This window comes from Streptomyces sp. NPDC048442 (assembly GCF_040651475.1).
Lineage (GTDB): Bacteria > Actinomycetota > Actinomycetes > Streptomycetales > Streptomycetaceae > Streptomyces.
Window position 1 is genome coordinate 187941 of record NZ_JBEZKB010000001.1, and the last position, 13502, is coordinate 201442.

Here is a 13502-nt window from a genome sequence, read left to right on the forward strand (position 1 = left end):
TGCTGCGGCAGCCCCCGACGGTACCGGAGCACCCGGGTCCGCCCGGGGCCGGGCCCTCGTCCGGGCATCCCGGATGCTGACACACCGCAGCAACACGCCGTACGCGACCGGACCGCATGGTTGATCGTCGGGGCATCCCGCAGCACGATGGCCCGGTCCGACGTGCAACTGGCGTGCAAGCTCAGGGGGAACACGACATGGCGATCAGCCGCAGGGCACTTCTCGGTACGGGAGCGGGCCTCTCGCTCGCGGGCGCACTCGCCGCCTGTGGCTCCAACACCGGCCGCGGGGAAGAAAGTTCGGGTGGCGGCGGAGGTACGGGTCCTGCGCTCGCGCAGTGGTACCACCAGTACGGCGAAAGCGGCACCGAGCAGGCGGTGCGCCGGTACGCCGCCGCGTACAAGAAGGCCAGGGTCGCCGTGCAGTGGCGGCCCGGCAACTACGACCAGCAGACCGCCGCCGCCCTCCTCACCTCGGGCGGCCCGGACGTCTTCGAGGTCAACGGGCCCACCCTGGACCAGATCCGGGGCGGTCAGGTCGTCGACCTCACCGACCTCTTCGAGGGCGTGAAGGACGACTTCAACCCGGCCGTGCTGGCCCCCAAGACGTACGAGGGGAAGATCTGGTCAGTCCCGCAGGTCGTCGACATGCAGCTGCTCTTCTACCGCAAGAGCCTGCTGACGGCGGCTAACGTCCAGCCGCCTCGCACGCTCGACGAACTCATCGACGCGGCAAAGAAATTGACAGACAAAAAGGTGAAGGGGCTGTTTCTCGGCAACGACGGCGGTGCGGGCGCCCTCGGCGGCACCCCGCTCTTCGCCGCCGGGCTCTCCCTCGTCACCGAGGACGCCAAGGTCGGCTTCGACGATCCGGCCGCCGCCCGCACGCTCGGCAAGCTGCGCCAGCTGTACGCCGACAAGTCGCTGCTGCTCGGCGCCCCCACGGACTGGTCCGACCCCTCCGCCTTCACGCAGGGCCTCACCGCCATGCAGTGGTCGGGGCTGTGGGCGCTGCCCGCCGTCAAGAAGGCACTCGGCGACGACTTCGGAGTGCTGCCGTTCCCGAAGGACGGCGGCAGCGGCAAGCCGTCGGTGCCGGTCGGTGCGTACGGCGCGGCCGTCAGCGCGCGCAGCAAGCAGCAGGCCGCCGCCAAGGACTTCATCAAATGGCTCTGGATCGAACAGGCCGCATTCCAGAGTGACTTCGCCCTCTCGTACGGCTTCCACATCCCGGCCCGCACCTCCCTCGCCAAGAAGGCGGACAAGCTCAAGGACGGTGCGGCGGCGGACGCGGTGAAGTACGCGGGCGAGAACGCCTACGCCCAGCCGCTCCTGTGGACCCCCGCCTCCCAGACCGCGTACCAGGACGCCCTCAGCCGCATCATCAAGGACGGCGCGAACCCGGACACCGAGCTGAAGACGGTCGTACGGAAGACGAACGAGGAACTGCAGCGCGTAAAGAAGAAGTCGTCGTGAAGGAAGCCCCCATGAGGCAACGCCTGCTGGGGACCCAGAACCGCACCCTCTGGTTCTGGGTCTTCGTCGGGCCCTTCGCCGTCGGGCTCGGCCTCTTCACCTACGTACCGCTGCTGTGGAGCCTCTACCTCAGCTTCTTCGACGCGCACAACACGGTCTCCCCGACGGACTTCGTCGGGCTCGACAACTACGCGGCGATGCTGCGCGACGACGCGTTCACCAGCAGCCTCGGCACGTTCGTCCTCTTCACCGCGTTCATCGTTCCGGCGACGTACGCGCTCTCGCTCGCGCTCGCGCTGATGGTGAACCGGATGCGGTTCGCGCAGGCCTTCTTCCGGTCGGTCTTCTTCCTCCCGGCAGCCTGTTCGTACGTCGTCGCGGCTCTCCTCTGGAAGATGTCGCTCTTCAACGGGGTGCGGTTCGGGCTCGCCAACACGGTCCTCGGCTGGTTCGGCGCCGACCAGACGGCCTGGCTGTCGACCACCTCCCCGCCCTGGTACTGGCTGGTCATCGTCACCGTACGGCTGTGGCTGCAGGCGGGCTTCTACATGATTCTCTTCCTGGCCGCACTGCAGCGCATCCCGCCCACCCTCTATGAGGCGGCGGCGGTCGACGGTGCCCGCCCCGGCTGGCAGGTCTTCCGCAACCTCACCTTCCCGCTGCTGCGGGCCACTTCGGTCGCGGTCGTCCTGCTCCTCGTCATCAACGCCTTCCAGGCCTTCGACGAGTTCTACAACCTGCTCTCCGACTCGCGCGGCTACCCGCCCTACGCCCGTCCGCCGCTCGTGTACCTCTACTACACGGCGCTCGGGCAGGGCCAGAACCTGGGCCTCGGCAGTGCGGGCGCCCTCATCCTGGCGCTGATCATCGCCGTCGTGACGATCTTCCAGGCACGATTCTTCGGCCTCGGCCGGAAGGAGGACTGAGGCTTCCCATGGACGACGCCCTGGTACGAGTGGGCCGCGCGCTGCGCACCGCCCTGCTCGTCGCCCTCGCTCTGCTCTTCCTCGTCCCCTTCTACCTGCTCGTACGGAACGCTCTCGCCACCGACGCCGACATCACCTCGCCCGACTGGACGTTCTTCCCCGCCGACCTCCAGTGGGGGAACGTCACCGAACTCTTCGACGACACCGCGGTCCCTTTCGCCCGCTCCCTCCTCAACTCGGCGCTGATCGCGGTCGCCACCACCCTCGGCACACTGCTCACGGCCTCGCTCGCCGGGTACGGCCTGGCCCGCATCCCGTACAGGCACTCCCAGAAGGTCTTCTACGCGATCCTGGGCACGCTGATGGTCCCGGCGGCGGTCACCTTCGTCCCGAGCTTCGTTCTCGTCTCCTCGCTGGGCTGGGTCTCCACCCTGCGCGGGCTGATCATTCCGACCCTCTTCTCGGCCTTCGCGTGCTTCATCTTCCGGCAGTACTTCCTGGGATTCCCACGGGAGTTGGAGGACGCGGCGCGCGTCGACGGGCTCGGTTACTGGCGTACGTACTGGCGCATCGTCGTGCCCAATTCGCGGCCCGTCTTCGCGGCCGTCTCCGCGATCGTGTTCATCGGGGCGTGGAACGCGTTCCTGTGGCCGCTGGTCATCGGCCAGGACCAGCGGTCCTGGACGGTCCAGGTGGCGCTCTCCACCCTCAACACCGCGCAGACGGTCAACCTGCACGAGCTGTTCGTGGCGGCGGCCGTCTCGATCCTTCCCCTGGTGCTCGTCTTCCTCTTCTTCCAGCGGTGGATCGTGGCGGGGGTCGAAAGGTCCGGGATCGACGACTGATTCCCCTTGCGTTCACGGTGAGTTGATGACATGTCAATTCCTGGACCCTACGTTCCACGGGCAGAGAAACCGTCCCCTCCGAAGCCCCCTGGAGCCTCCATGGAACGCCGTACCTTCCTGCGCACCGCCGTCATCGGCTCCTCCGCCGCCGCGTTCGGCGGCACCCTGTGGCGGGGCGCCGCCCACGCCGACCCGGCGCAGCCGGGCCCAGGACCGTACGGCGCGCTCGGCGCGGCGGACGCGAACGGCATCCAGCTGCCCGCCGGGTTCAGCAGCCGGGTGATCGCCCGCTCGGGACAGAAGGTCGCCGGCACCTCGTACACCTGGCACAACGCCCCGGACGGCGGCGCCTGTTACGCCGACGGCACCGGCTGGATCTACGTCTCCAACTCCGAGATCAACCCCTCGGGCGGCGCGGGCGCGGTCCGCTTCTCCGCCACCGGGGCGATCACCGCCGCGCACCGCATCCTGTCCTCCACCCGGCAGAACTGCGCGGGCGGCAAGACCCCCTGGAACACCTGGCTGAGCTGCGAGGAGGTCGACCGGGGCTACGTCTACGAGACCGACCCGTGGGGCGTGAAGGCCGCCGTCCGCCGGGACGCCATGGGCCGCTTCAAGCACGAGGCGGCGGCCGCCGATCCCGACCGCAAGGTGATCTACCTGACCGAGGACGTCACCGACGGCTGCTTCTACCGCTTCACCCCGTCGGTCTGGGGCAATCTCGGGGCGGGCCAGTTGGAGGTCCTGAAGATGGGCTCCGGCACCAGCGGCCCCGTCACCTGGGCGAAGGTCCCCGACCCGTCCGGCGCGTCCACGGCCACCCGCAACCAGGTGTCCGGCGCCAAGCGTTTCACCGGCGGCGAGGGCTGCTTCTACGCGGACAACGTCTGCTTCTTCACCACCAAGGGCGACAACCGGGTCTGGCGCTACGACGCGGCCGCGCAGACCCTCGACCTGGTCTACGACGACTCCCTGGTCACCGGCGGCTCGGCCCCGCTCACCGGCGTCGACAACGTCACCGGCTCCTCCTCCGGCGACCTGTACGTGGCGGAGGACGGCGGCACCATGGAGATCTGCCTGATCACCCCCACCGACGTCGTCACGCCGTTCCTGCGGATCGGCGGCCAGTCGGGATCGGAGATCACCGGACCTGCCTTCTCCCCCGACGGCAGCCGCCTCTACTTCTCCAGCCAGCGCGGCACGAGCGGCAGCTCGTCGGGCGGCATCACCTACGAGGTGACGGGCCCGTTCCGCAGCTGACGGCCCGGCCCTTGGGGGCCGACGCGCCCGTGCCCGCGCCCGCACCCGCGGGCACGGGCACGGGCGCTGCCGCCGCCCCGCCCCGCAGCAGGGCGGCGCCCAGCGGCGTCAGCGAGTGCAGTACGGCGCTGCCGTGCCGCAGCGTCACCACGAGCCCCGCCTCCCGCAGCACGCACGCGTGCTGGCTGGCGGACGCGAGGGACACCCCGGCCCGCCGCGCCAGCTCGCTCGTCGTGCAGCCGTGGTCGATGGCGCGCAGCACGGCGGACCGGGTGTGCCCGACGAGCCGGCCGAGGTAGGGGCCGCCGCCCGTCGGTGTACGGGGCGTGGCGTGTTCCACCGGGTAGACGAGCACCGGCGGCAGCCCCGGGTCGTAGAGCATCACCGGCGCCCCCTGACAGAAGAACGACGGCTGGAGCCGCAGCCCCCGCCCCGCCAGGTGCACTTCGCGGTCCACCGGATAGTCCGCCTCCAGCACGGGAGAGCGCCAGCGCAGGACCGGCGGCAGGGAGGCGAGGAGCGCGTCGGCGCCGCCGTCGAGGAGGGCGCGGCCCCTGGCCGCCCGGTCGGCCTCGACACGGGCGTGCACATGCGGCCAGTACGGGGCGACGGCGGCGCGGTGGTAGTCGCCCAGGGCGTCGACGAGGGCGCCGAGCCGCGGCGGATCGGCGTGCGCGCCGTACCTCTGGGACTCGACGGGGGCGGCGAGCCGCCGCCCGGCGTGGGCGCCGTACCGCTGGGACTCCTGCGACCCGCGGTTCAGCAGGGCGAGTTCGCCCGCCACCCGCTTCTCCGGTGTGGCCCGCAGGGCCGCCAGCCCCTCCTCCCACCCGTGGACGCCCTCCGCCGGGGTGAGGAAGTCGGGGAAGTAGCCGCGCGCGGGCACCACCGAGGCGAGCAGCTGCCGGGAGCCTCCCCTGCCGAGCCGGGCGCGCGCCTGAGCGCGCCAGTCGCCGTACATCCGCCCGCCCCGCCGGTCCCGCAGCCGGTGGAAGCTGAGAGTCGTCTCCCAGAGGGCGTCCGGGCGGGCGGCGAGCCGCACCCGGGCAAGGTCTTCCCCCGTGAAGTGGATACGCAGCACCACTGGTCCAACTCCCCACCATCGCCCACCGATTGCACCCGCAACCGTTCCCCCAGATGAGTATGCACGCCCTTACACCCGGTCACCATGGCCTTTCGGCCACGCGTGAAACGTCTCGCACGGGTGGGCCGCAAGGCGCCAAGCTGACTGACGTCGGACACCGGCAGCCCCGCACGTCCGAGGGGTGCGACGAAGGCCGTGGGGGGCTTCGCTGCACTTGACGGCGGCGTGCGGGGTTGCGTTTTCGGTGTCGGGCCGAGGTGCGAGGGCGTGGATGGCGGGTGGGGATCCGCCACCCACGCCCCGCACCACCGCACACCGGCCGATCCCCGGGCCCCGCGCCCGGGACACACGGGAGAAGCACCGGAGAACCACGGGAGAAACACCGGAGAACCACCGGGAAACCTCCGACGACCCACGGTGCGAAGGTCAACTTTTCAACTGCCACTTCGCGCAACTGGGCTGACCTTCACCCTCCGACTTCGAGCCGCCACAGCGAGTACCCGCACGTGAATGCTTCTTCGACTTGGCCCGTAATGCACGTCTGACTGCGGACCCATGGCGCGAACTCGTCGAAGACCCCCTTCATGAAGGCCGAAGTCGCCTGACACCCCGGATACAGGTGGTCGTCCGGCCCGGTGCCCGCACGCCGAAGCGACGGCTCCCCCGCACAGGGCGCCGCCGCTTCGTATGGTGCCGAATCCTTCGCCGGGGGTGAGGGTGGGGGAATCGGTCCCGGCGAAGGGTCCGGTGGTTCAGGCCCTGGTCAGCGGCTGTCGCTGCCCGAGGACTGGGCTGCCGCGCGGCCCGCTTCCAGGCGGGCGACCGGGATGCGGAACGGGGAGCAGGAGACGTAGTCCAGGCCGACCTCGTGGAAGAAGTGGACGGACTCCGGGTCGCCGCCGTGCTCGCCGCAGACGCCCAGCTTGAGGTCCGGGCGGGTCTTGCGGCCCGCCTCGACGGCCTGCTTCACCAGCGCGCCGACGCCGTCGCGGTCGATCGTCTCGAACGGGGAGACCCCGAAGATGCCCTTCTCCAGGTACGCGGTGAAGAAGCTCGCCTCCACGTCGTCGCGGGAGAAGCCCCAGACGGTCTGCGTCAGGTCGTTCGTACCGAAGGAGAAGAACTCCGCGGCCTCGGCGATCTGACCGGCCGTGATGGCGGCGCGGGGCAGCTCGATCATCGTGCCGAGCGCCAGCTTGAGGTCTATGCCGTGGGCGGCCTCGACCTCGGCGATGACCGCCTCGGCCTCCTCGCGGACGATCTCCAGCTCCTGGACCGTGCCGACGAGCGGAATCATGATCTCCGCGCGCGGGTCGCCCTTGGCGTTCTTGCGGGCGGCCGCGGCCTCGGCGATGGCGCGGACCTGCATGGTGAACAGGCCGGGGATGACCAGGCCCAGGCGTACGCCGCGCAGGCCGAGCATCGGGTTCTGCTCGTGCAGGCGGTGGACGGCCTGCAGGAGGCGCAGGTCGTTCTCGTTGGCGTCCTTGCGGGACTCGGCGAGGGCGACCCGGACCGACAGCTCGGTGATGTCGGGGAGGAACTCGTGGAGCGGCGGGTCCAGCAGACGGACGGTGACCGGCAGGCCGTCCATCGCCTCGAAGAGCTCTATGAAGTCCTTCTTCTGGAGCGGCAGAAGGTCCTTCAGGGCGTCCTCGCGCTCGTCGTCCGTGTCGGCGAGGATCAGCTTCTCGACCATCTCGCGGCGCTCGCCGAGGAACATGTGCTCCGTGCGGCACAGGCCGATGCCCTGGGCGCCGAAGCGGCGGGCGCGCAGTGCGTCCTCGGCGTTGTCCGCGTTGGCGCGCACCCGCAGCCGGCGGCGGCGGTCCGCGTACGCCATGATCCGGTGCACGGCCTCGACGAGCTCGTCCGCGTCGTCTGCGCCGGCGTGCATCCGGCCCTCGAAGTACTCGACGACCGGGGACGGGACGACCGGGACCTCGCCCAGGTAGACCTTGCCGGAGGAGCCGTCGATGGAGACGACGTCGCCCTCTTCCACGACCGTGTTGCCGACGGTCAGGCGGCGGCGCTTGGTGTCGACCTCGATCTCCTCGGCGCCGCAGACACAGGTCTTGCCCATGCCGCGTGCGACGACGGCGGCGTGCGACGTCTTGCCGCCGCGGCTCGTCAGGATGCCCTCGGCGGCGATCATGCCGTCCAGGTCGTCCGGGTTGGTCTCGCGGCGGATCAGGATGACCTTCTCGCCGGAGCGCGACCACTTGACGGCCGTGTACGAGTCGAAGACGGCCTTGCCGACCGCGGCGCCCGGCGACGCCGCGATGCCGCGGCCCAGGAGCTGCGTCTTCGCCTCGTCGTCGAAGCGCGGGAACATCAGCTGCGCCAGCTGCGCGCCGTTGACCCGCTGGAGGGCCTCGGCCTCGTCGATGAGGCCCTGGTCGACGAGCTGCGTGGCGATGCGGAAGGCGGCACCCGCGGTGCGCTTGCCGACGCGGGTCTGCAGCATCCACAGCTGGCCGCGCTCGATGGTGAACTCGATGTCGCAGAGATCCTTGTAGTGGGTCTCCAGCGTCTCCATGATCTGCATGAGCTGGTCGTACGACGTCTTGTCGATCGACTCCAGGTCGGCGAGCGGGATCGTGTTGCGGATGCCCGCGACGACGTCCTCGCCCTGTGCGTTCTCCAGGTAGTCGCCGTAGACGCCCGCGTGGCCGCTGGCCGGGTCGCGGGTGAAGGCGACACCGGTGCCGGAGCCCGTGCCGAGGTTGCCGAAGACCATCGAGCACACGTTGACCGCGGTGCCGAGGTCGCCGGGGATGCGCTCCTGGCGGCGGTACAGCTTGGCGCGGTCGGTGTTCCACGACTCGAAGACCGCGTTGATGGCGAGGTCCATCTGCTCGCGCGGGTCCTGCGGGAAGTCCCGGCCGCACGAGTCCGAGACGATCTTCTTGAAGCTCTTGACGAGCTTCTTGAGGTCGGCGGCCTCCAGGTCGGTGTCGACCTTGACCTTCTTGGCCGTCTTGGCGGCTTCGATGGCCTCCTCGAAGAGCTCGCCGTCCACGCCGAGGACGGTCTTGCCGAACATCTGGATCAGGCGCCGGTAGGAGTCCCACGCGAAGCGCTCGTTCCCGCCGGACTGCTTGGCGAGCCCGGTGACGGACTTGTCGGAGAGGCCGATGTTGAGAACCGTGTCCATCATGCCGGGCATCGAGAACTTCGCACCGGAGCGGACCGAGACCAGCAGCGGGTCGTTGGCCTGGCCGAGCTTCTTGCCCATCTGCGTCTCAAGGGCGTCCAGGTGGGCGCTGACCTCGTCGCGCAGCTCCTTGGGGGCGTCACCGCTGTCGAGGTAGACCTTGCAGGCCTCGGTGGTGATGGTGAACCCCGGAGGCACCGGCAGGCCGAGATTGGTCATCTCGGCGAGGTTGGCGCCCTTGCCACCGAGAAGGTCCTTGAGCTCCTTGTTGCCCTCGGTGAAGTCGTAGACGAACTTCTGCCCGGTCGACTGCTCAGCTACGTGGGGTTCTTTGTTTTCCGACACGGTCTCGGCTCCTCGAAGACGCGTTGGCTGCCCTGACGGCGAGGAACATACCCAGATCGAAGGTGTCTGGGTACGTCCACTTAACCGTCATACGGCTTTAACCACCCGTCCGCCAGCAGATCGAAAGTGATCCGGCCTCCCCCGCCTCTCTCCCCATTCGTTCAAGTGTCGAACCCATGGCCACGCACAGAGATCACCGGTCCACCGGGCGTCGACTCTCCGTGATGCATGACCGGGAGAAGTGAAAAGAGAAAGGATGGCACTGGGTGCCACCCTTTGGAAAATGCATCCTGCCTCAAAGTGCTCATCTGAGCGACTACACCATCAGGCGTGGCGAGAATCACGCCGCCCTACACCCGGTGCAGTAGCCCGATTCTCACCCTCCGGACGTGTCCAGTTCCGCTTCGTCACTGATCCCTGCACAGTCGTACGGGTCCTTCAGCCAGCCATCCGGCAGGACAACCCGCCCATTTCCGGACGTACGCCCCCGAGGTCCGTCCGCACCCTCCGGCCACGGCTGGTCCAGGTCGAGCTCGCTCAGATGAGCGTCCATCTCGGCGAGAGAAGACGCCGTGGCGAGCTTTTTGCGCATCTCACCGCCGGTCGAGAAGCCCTTGAGGTACCAGGCGACATGCTTCCGGAAGTCGATGACACCGCGTGCCTCGTCGCCGATCCACTCGCCGAGCAGCTCCGCGTGCCGCCGCATCACGACGGACACCTCGCGCAGCGTCGGCGCCGCCCGCTCCTCGCGGCCCTCGAAGGCGGCCACCAGGTCGCCGAACAGCCACGGCCGCCCCAGGCAGCCGCGCCCCACGACGACGCCGTCGCAGCCCGTCTCGCGCACCATCCGCAGCGCGTCGTCCGCCGACCAGATGTCGCCGTTGCCGAGCACCGGGATCTCCGGGACGTGCTCCTTCAGCCGGGCGATCGCCTCCCAGTCGGCGGTGCCGCCGTAGTGCTGGGCGGCGGTCCGGCCGTGCAGCGCGATGGCCGTCACCCCCTCGTCGACGGCGATGCGGCCGGCGTCCAGGAAGGTGAGGTGGTCGTCGTCGATGCCCTTGCGCATCTTCATCGTGACCGGCAGATCACCCGCGTTGCCGACGGCCTCGTGCAGGATCGCGCGCAGCAGCGGCCGCTTGTACGGGAGGGCCGAACCGCCGCCCTTGCGCGTCACCTTGGGCACCGGGCAGCCGAAGTTGAGGTCGATGTGGTCGGCCAGGCCCTCGTCCACGATCATGCGGACCGCCTTGCCGACGGTCACCGGGTCCACCCCGTACAGCTGGATCGAGCGCGGCGTCTCGGTCGCGTCGAAGTGGATCAGCTGCATGGTCTTCTCGTTGCGCTCGACCAGCGCCCGCGTCGTGATCATCTCGCTCACGAACAGGCCCTTCCCCCCGGAGGCCGCTTCCCTCGGGGGGCGGCCCCCGAACCCCCGCACGCCTTCGGCGAATTCACGGCAGAGGGTGCGGAACGGAGCGTTCGTGATGCCTGCCATGGGGGCGAGCACCACGGGCGGCTGCACGACATGGGGGCCGATGTTGAGCGAGGTCATTACCTCATTGTCGCGCACCCCGTGCACCCGATCGAGCGACTTCTTTAGTTACCCGCACTAGCGACTTCTTTAGTTATCCGTACTATCGAAAGATGTCCGACGCCCCCGCCGTGCGGCCAGCCCCGCACCCCACCCACCACCTCACCCACCGCCGCCGCATGCTCGTCCTCGGCATCTGCTGCATGAGCCTGCTGATCGTCAGCCTGGACAGCACGGTGCTCAACGTCGCGCTCCCCACCATGCAACGGGAGCTGGACGCCTCCGTGGCCGGGATGCAGTGGACGATCGACGCGTACACCCTGGTCCTCGCCTCCCTCCTCATGCTGTCCGGCTCGGTCGCCGACCGGATCGGCAGGCGCAGGGTCTTCATGACGGGTCTGGTGATGTTCACGCTCGGCTCGGTGCTCTGCTCGCTCGCGCCGAACCTCGCCTCCCTGGTCGCCTTCCGGGCCGTGCAGGCGATCGGCGGCTCGATGCTCACCCCGGTCGCGATGTCGATCGTCACCAACACCTTCACGGAGCCCCGCGAGCGCGCCCGCGCGATCGGCGTCTGGGGCGGCGTCGTCGGCATCTCCATGGCGGCGGGCCCGCTGCTCGGCGGGCTGCTCGTCGACTCGGTGGGCTGGCGGGCGATCTTCTGGGTCAACCTGCCGGTGGGTCTGGCGGCGCTGCTGCTGACGCTGCGGTACGTGCCCGAGTCCCGCGCCCCGAAGTCGCGCAGGCCCGACCCGGTGGGTCAGCTCCTCGTCATCGCGCTGCTCGCCTCCCTCACGTACGCGATCATCGAGGCGCCGGGGGCGGGCTGGGGATCGGCGCTCGTGCTCTCGCTCGCCGGGGTCGCGGTGCTCGCACTGGCCTCGCTCCTGCTGTACGAACCGCGCCGGCCCGAGCCCCTCATCGATCTGCGGTTCTTCCGGAGCGCTCCGTTCAGCGGCGCCACGGTGATCGCGATCTGTGCGTTCGCCTCGCTCACCGGCTTCCTCTTCCTGAACACCCTTTACCTGCAGAACGTACGCGGTCTCTCCGCCCTGCACGCCGGGCTCTACATGCTGCCGATGGCCGCGATGACGCTGGTGTGCGCGCCGTTGTCGGGGCGGCTGGTCGGGGCCTTCGGGCCGAGGCCCTCGCTGCTGGTCGCGGGGGTGACGATGGCGGCGAGCGCGGTGCTGTTCGCGGGCTTCGAGGCGGAGACGAGCGATCCGCTGATGTTCACGGGGTACGTGCTCTTCGGGCTCGGCTTCGGAATGGTGAACGCGCCGATCACCAACACGGCGGTGTCCGGAATGCCCCGTGCCCAGGCGGGGGTCGCGGCCGCCGTCGCCTCCACGAGCCGGCAGATCGGCGGCACGCTCGGCGTCGCCGTCATCGGCGCGGTCCTCGCCGCGGGCGTCGCGGGGACCTCGCATGCGGAAGGGTTCGTGGCGGCGAGCGTGCCGGCCTATTGGATCATCGCCGGGTGCGGGCTCTGCGTCCTCCTGCTGGGCGCGCTGACCAGCGGGAAGTGGGCACGGGGCACGGCGGCGAGAACGGCGCAGCGGCTGGAGGAGCGCACTCAGGCGGCGGCCGAGGCCTCGCCCGAAGCTTCGTCCGAGGCCTCGGCCAGTGCGTGAAGCCGCTCAAGACGTACCCGGGTCTCCGCGTCGACCGGCGGATAGCTGACCAGCCGGGGGCCGGTGGTGGCGCCGTTGCCGGGGCTGAGCCAGAGGTTGACGTGCTCGACGTGCAGCAGCCCGACCTCCGCGTTGCGCAGGAGCTTGGTGTGGCTGGTGTGCTCGACGACCTCGTGCCGCTCCCACAGCTCGCGGAACTCCGCCGACTCGCTCTCCAGCCGCTTCAGCAGCGCCTTCCAGGCGGGCTCGGCAAGGTGCCCGGCCATCGAGGCGCGGAACTTGGCGGCCATCGCCCGGCTGGTCTTGGGCAGGTCGTCGATCGAGGCCCGCCACTCGTCGTTGGTGAAGGCGAGCAGCATGCAGTTGCGGTCCTCGCGGGGCAGCGCGTCGAGGTCGCAGAGCAGACGGGCGTACGACCGGTTGTAGGCGAGGATGTCGTACCGGCTGTTCTGGATGCAGGCCGGGATCGGCTCCAGCTGCCGCAGCAGCTGCTGGTAGGCGGGGGTGACCGTCGGGCACGGCCCGTTGGGGGCGGGGTCGGGCGTCCCGGCGAGCGCGAACAGGTGGGTGCGCTCGACGCGGTCCATCTTCAGGGCGCGCGCGATGGCGTCCAGGACCTGCGGCGACACCTGGATGTCGCGGGCCTGCTCCAGCCACGTGTACCAGGTGACGCCAACGGCGGCGAGCTGCGCGACCTCCTCACGCCGCAGGCCGGGGGTGCGCCGCCGACGCCCGCGCACCAGCCCGACCTGCTCGGGGCTGATGCGCTCACGACGACTGCGCAGAAAGGCTGCGAGCTCCGCACGACGGACGTCGGGCTCGGAGCGGGGGGTGTCGGTGTCAGTGCGGCGGATGGCGGGCTCGCTGCGGCGGACGTCGGACTCGGCGCGGTGGGCGTCGGACTCGGCGCGGTGGGCGCCGGGCTCAGCACTGCGGACGTCAGGCTCGCTGCGCCGGACGTCAGGCTCAGCACGGCGGACGTCGATGTCGGGGCGGCGGACGTCGGACTCGCCGCGGCGGGCGTCGGACTCAGCACGGCGGACCTCGTGCTCGGTACGGCGGGCATCGGGCTCAGCACCGCGGGCGTCAGGCTCGCTGCGGCGGACGTCAGGCTCAGCACGGCGGACCTCGTGCTCGGTACGGCGGACGTCAGGCTCAGCACCGCGGACGTCAGGCTCGCTGCGGCGGACGTCAGGCTCAGCACGGCGGACCTCGTGCTCGGTACGGCGGACGTCAGGCTCAGCACCC

Annotated in this window: 9 protein-coding genes and 1 pseudogene; 6 read left to right on the forward strand and 4 right to left on the reverse strand. The window is 70.1% G+C overall.

Features of this window, described 5'->3' with window-relative positions:
• Positions 1–197 precede the first annotated feature (197 nt).
• The 4 genes from AB0D18_RS00920 to AB0D18_RS00935 all read left to right on the forward strand — a co-directional run bounded on the left by AB0D18_RS00920 (position 198) and on the right by AB0D18_RS00935 (position 4506).
• Positions 198–1475, forward strand: a complete 1278-nt coding sequence (locus AB0D18_RS00920) for a sugar ABC transporter substrate-binding protein (RefSeq protein ID WP_362410615.1) — start codon at positions 198–200, stop codon at positions 1473–1475.
• 11 nt (positions 1476–1486) lie between these two features.
• Positions 1487–2401, forward strand: coding sequence for a sugar ABC transporter permease (locus AB0D18_RS00925; protein WP_362410618.1), 915 nt, complete (start codon positions 1487–1489; stop codon positions 2399–2401).
• Between the two features lie 8 nt (positions 2402–2409).
• Entirely contained in the window at positions 2410–3246 is an 837-nt protein-coding gene (locus tag AB0D18_RS00930) for a carbohydrate ABC transporter permease (RefSeq protein ID WP_362410621.1), read from the forward strand.
• A gap of 99 nt (positions 3247–3345) precedes the next feature.
• A complete protein-coding gene (locus tag AB0D18_RS00935; RefSeq protein WP_362410624.1) occupies positions 3346–4506 on the forward strand; it encodes an alkaline phosphatase PhoX in 1161 nt (386 codons plus the stop codon).
• On the opposite strand, the gene AB0D18_RS00940 is transcribed toward AB0D18_RS00935, so the two are convergent.
• The 3 genes from AB0D18_RS00940 to dusB form a co-directional block, all read right to left on the reverse strand.
• Positions 4472–5587, reverse strand: a complete 1116-nt coding sequence (locus tag AB0D18_RS00940; RefSeq protein ID WP_362412075.1) for a helix-turn-helix domain-containing protein — start codon at positions 5585–5587, stop codon at positions 4472–4474. The genes AB0D18_RS00935 and AB0D18_RS00940 overlap by 35 nt on opposite strands.
• A 766-nt stretch (positions 5588–6353) precedes the next feature.
• The gene (gene ppdK, locus AB0D18_RS00945; protein WP_362410627.1) at positions 6354–9092 is read right to left on the reverse strand and encodes a pyruvate, phosphate dikinase; all 2739 of its coding nucleotides are present in this window, start codon (positions 9090–9092) and stop codon (positions 6354–6356) included.
• 376 nt (positions 9093–9468) lie between these two features.
• Positions 9469–10644: a tRNA dihydrouridine synthase DusB gene (dusB, locus tag AB0D18_RS00950; RefSeq protein WP_362410630.1), complete on the reverse strand. Its 1176-nt coding sequence runs from the start codon at positions 10642–10644 to the stop codon at positions 9469–9471.
• A 158-nt stretch (positions 10645–10802) separates the two neighbouring features.
• On the opposite strand from dusB, the gene AB0D18_RS00955 reads away from it, so the two are divergent.
• A complete protein-coding gene (locus AB0D18_RS00955; protein WP_362412078.1) occupies positions 10803–12254 on the forward strand; it encodes an MFS transporter in 1452 nt (483 codons plus the stop codon).
• Here the strand turns inward: AB0D18_RS00955 and AB0D18_RS00960 are convergent.
• On the reverse strand, positions 12197–13108 hold the full coding sequence (locus AB0D18_RS00960; protein ID WP_362412081.1) for a helix-turn-helix transcriptional regulator: 912 nt from the start codon (positions 13106–13108) through the stop codon (positions 12197–12199). The genes AB0D18_RS00955 and AB0D18_RS00960 overlap by 58 nt on opposite strands.
• Positions 13109–13144: 36 nt before the next feature.
• On the opposite strand from AB0D18_RS00960, the pseudogene AB0D18_RS00965 reads away from it, so the two are divergent.
• Positions 13145–13502: pseudogene (locus AB0D18_RS00965) on the forward strand (hypothetical protein); the annotation flags it as partial.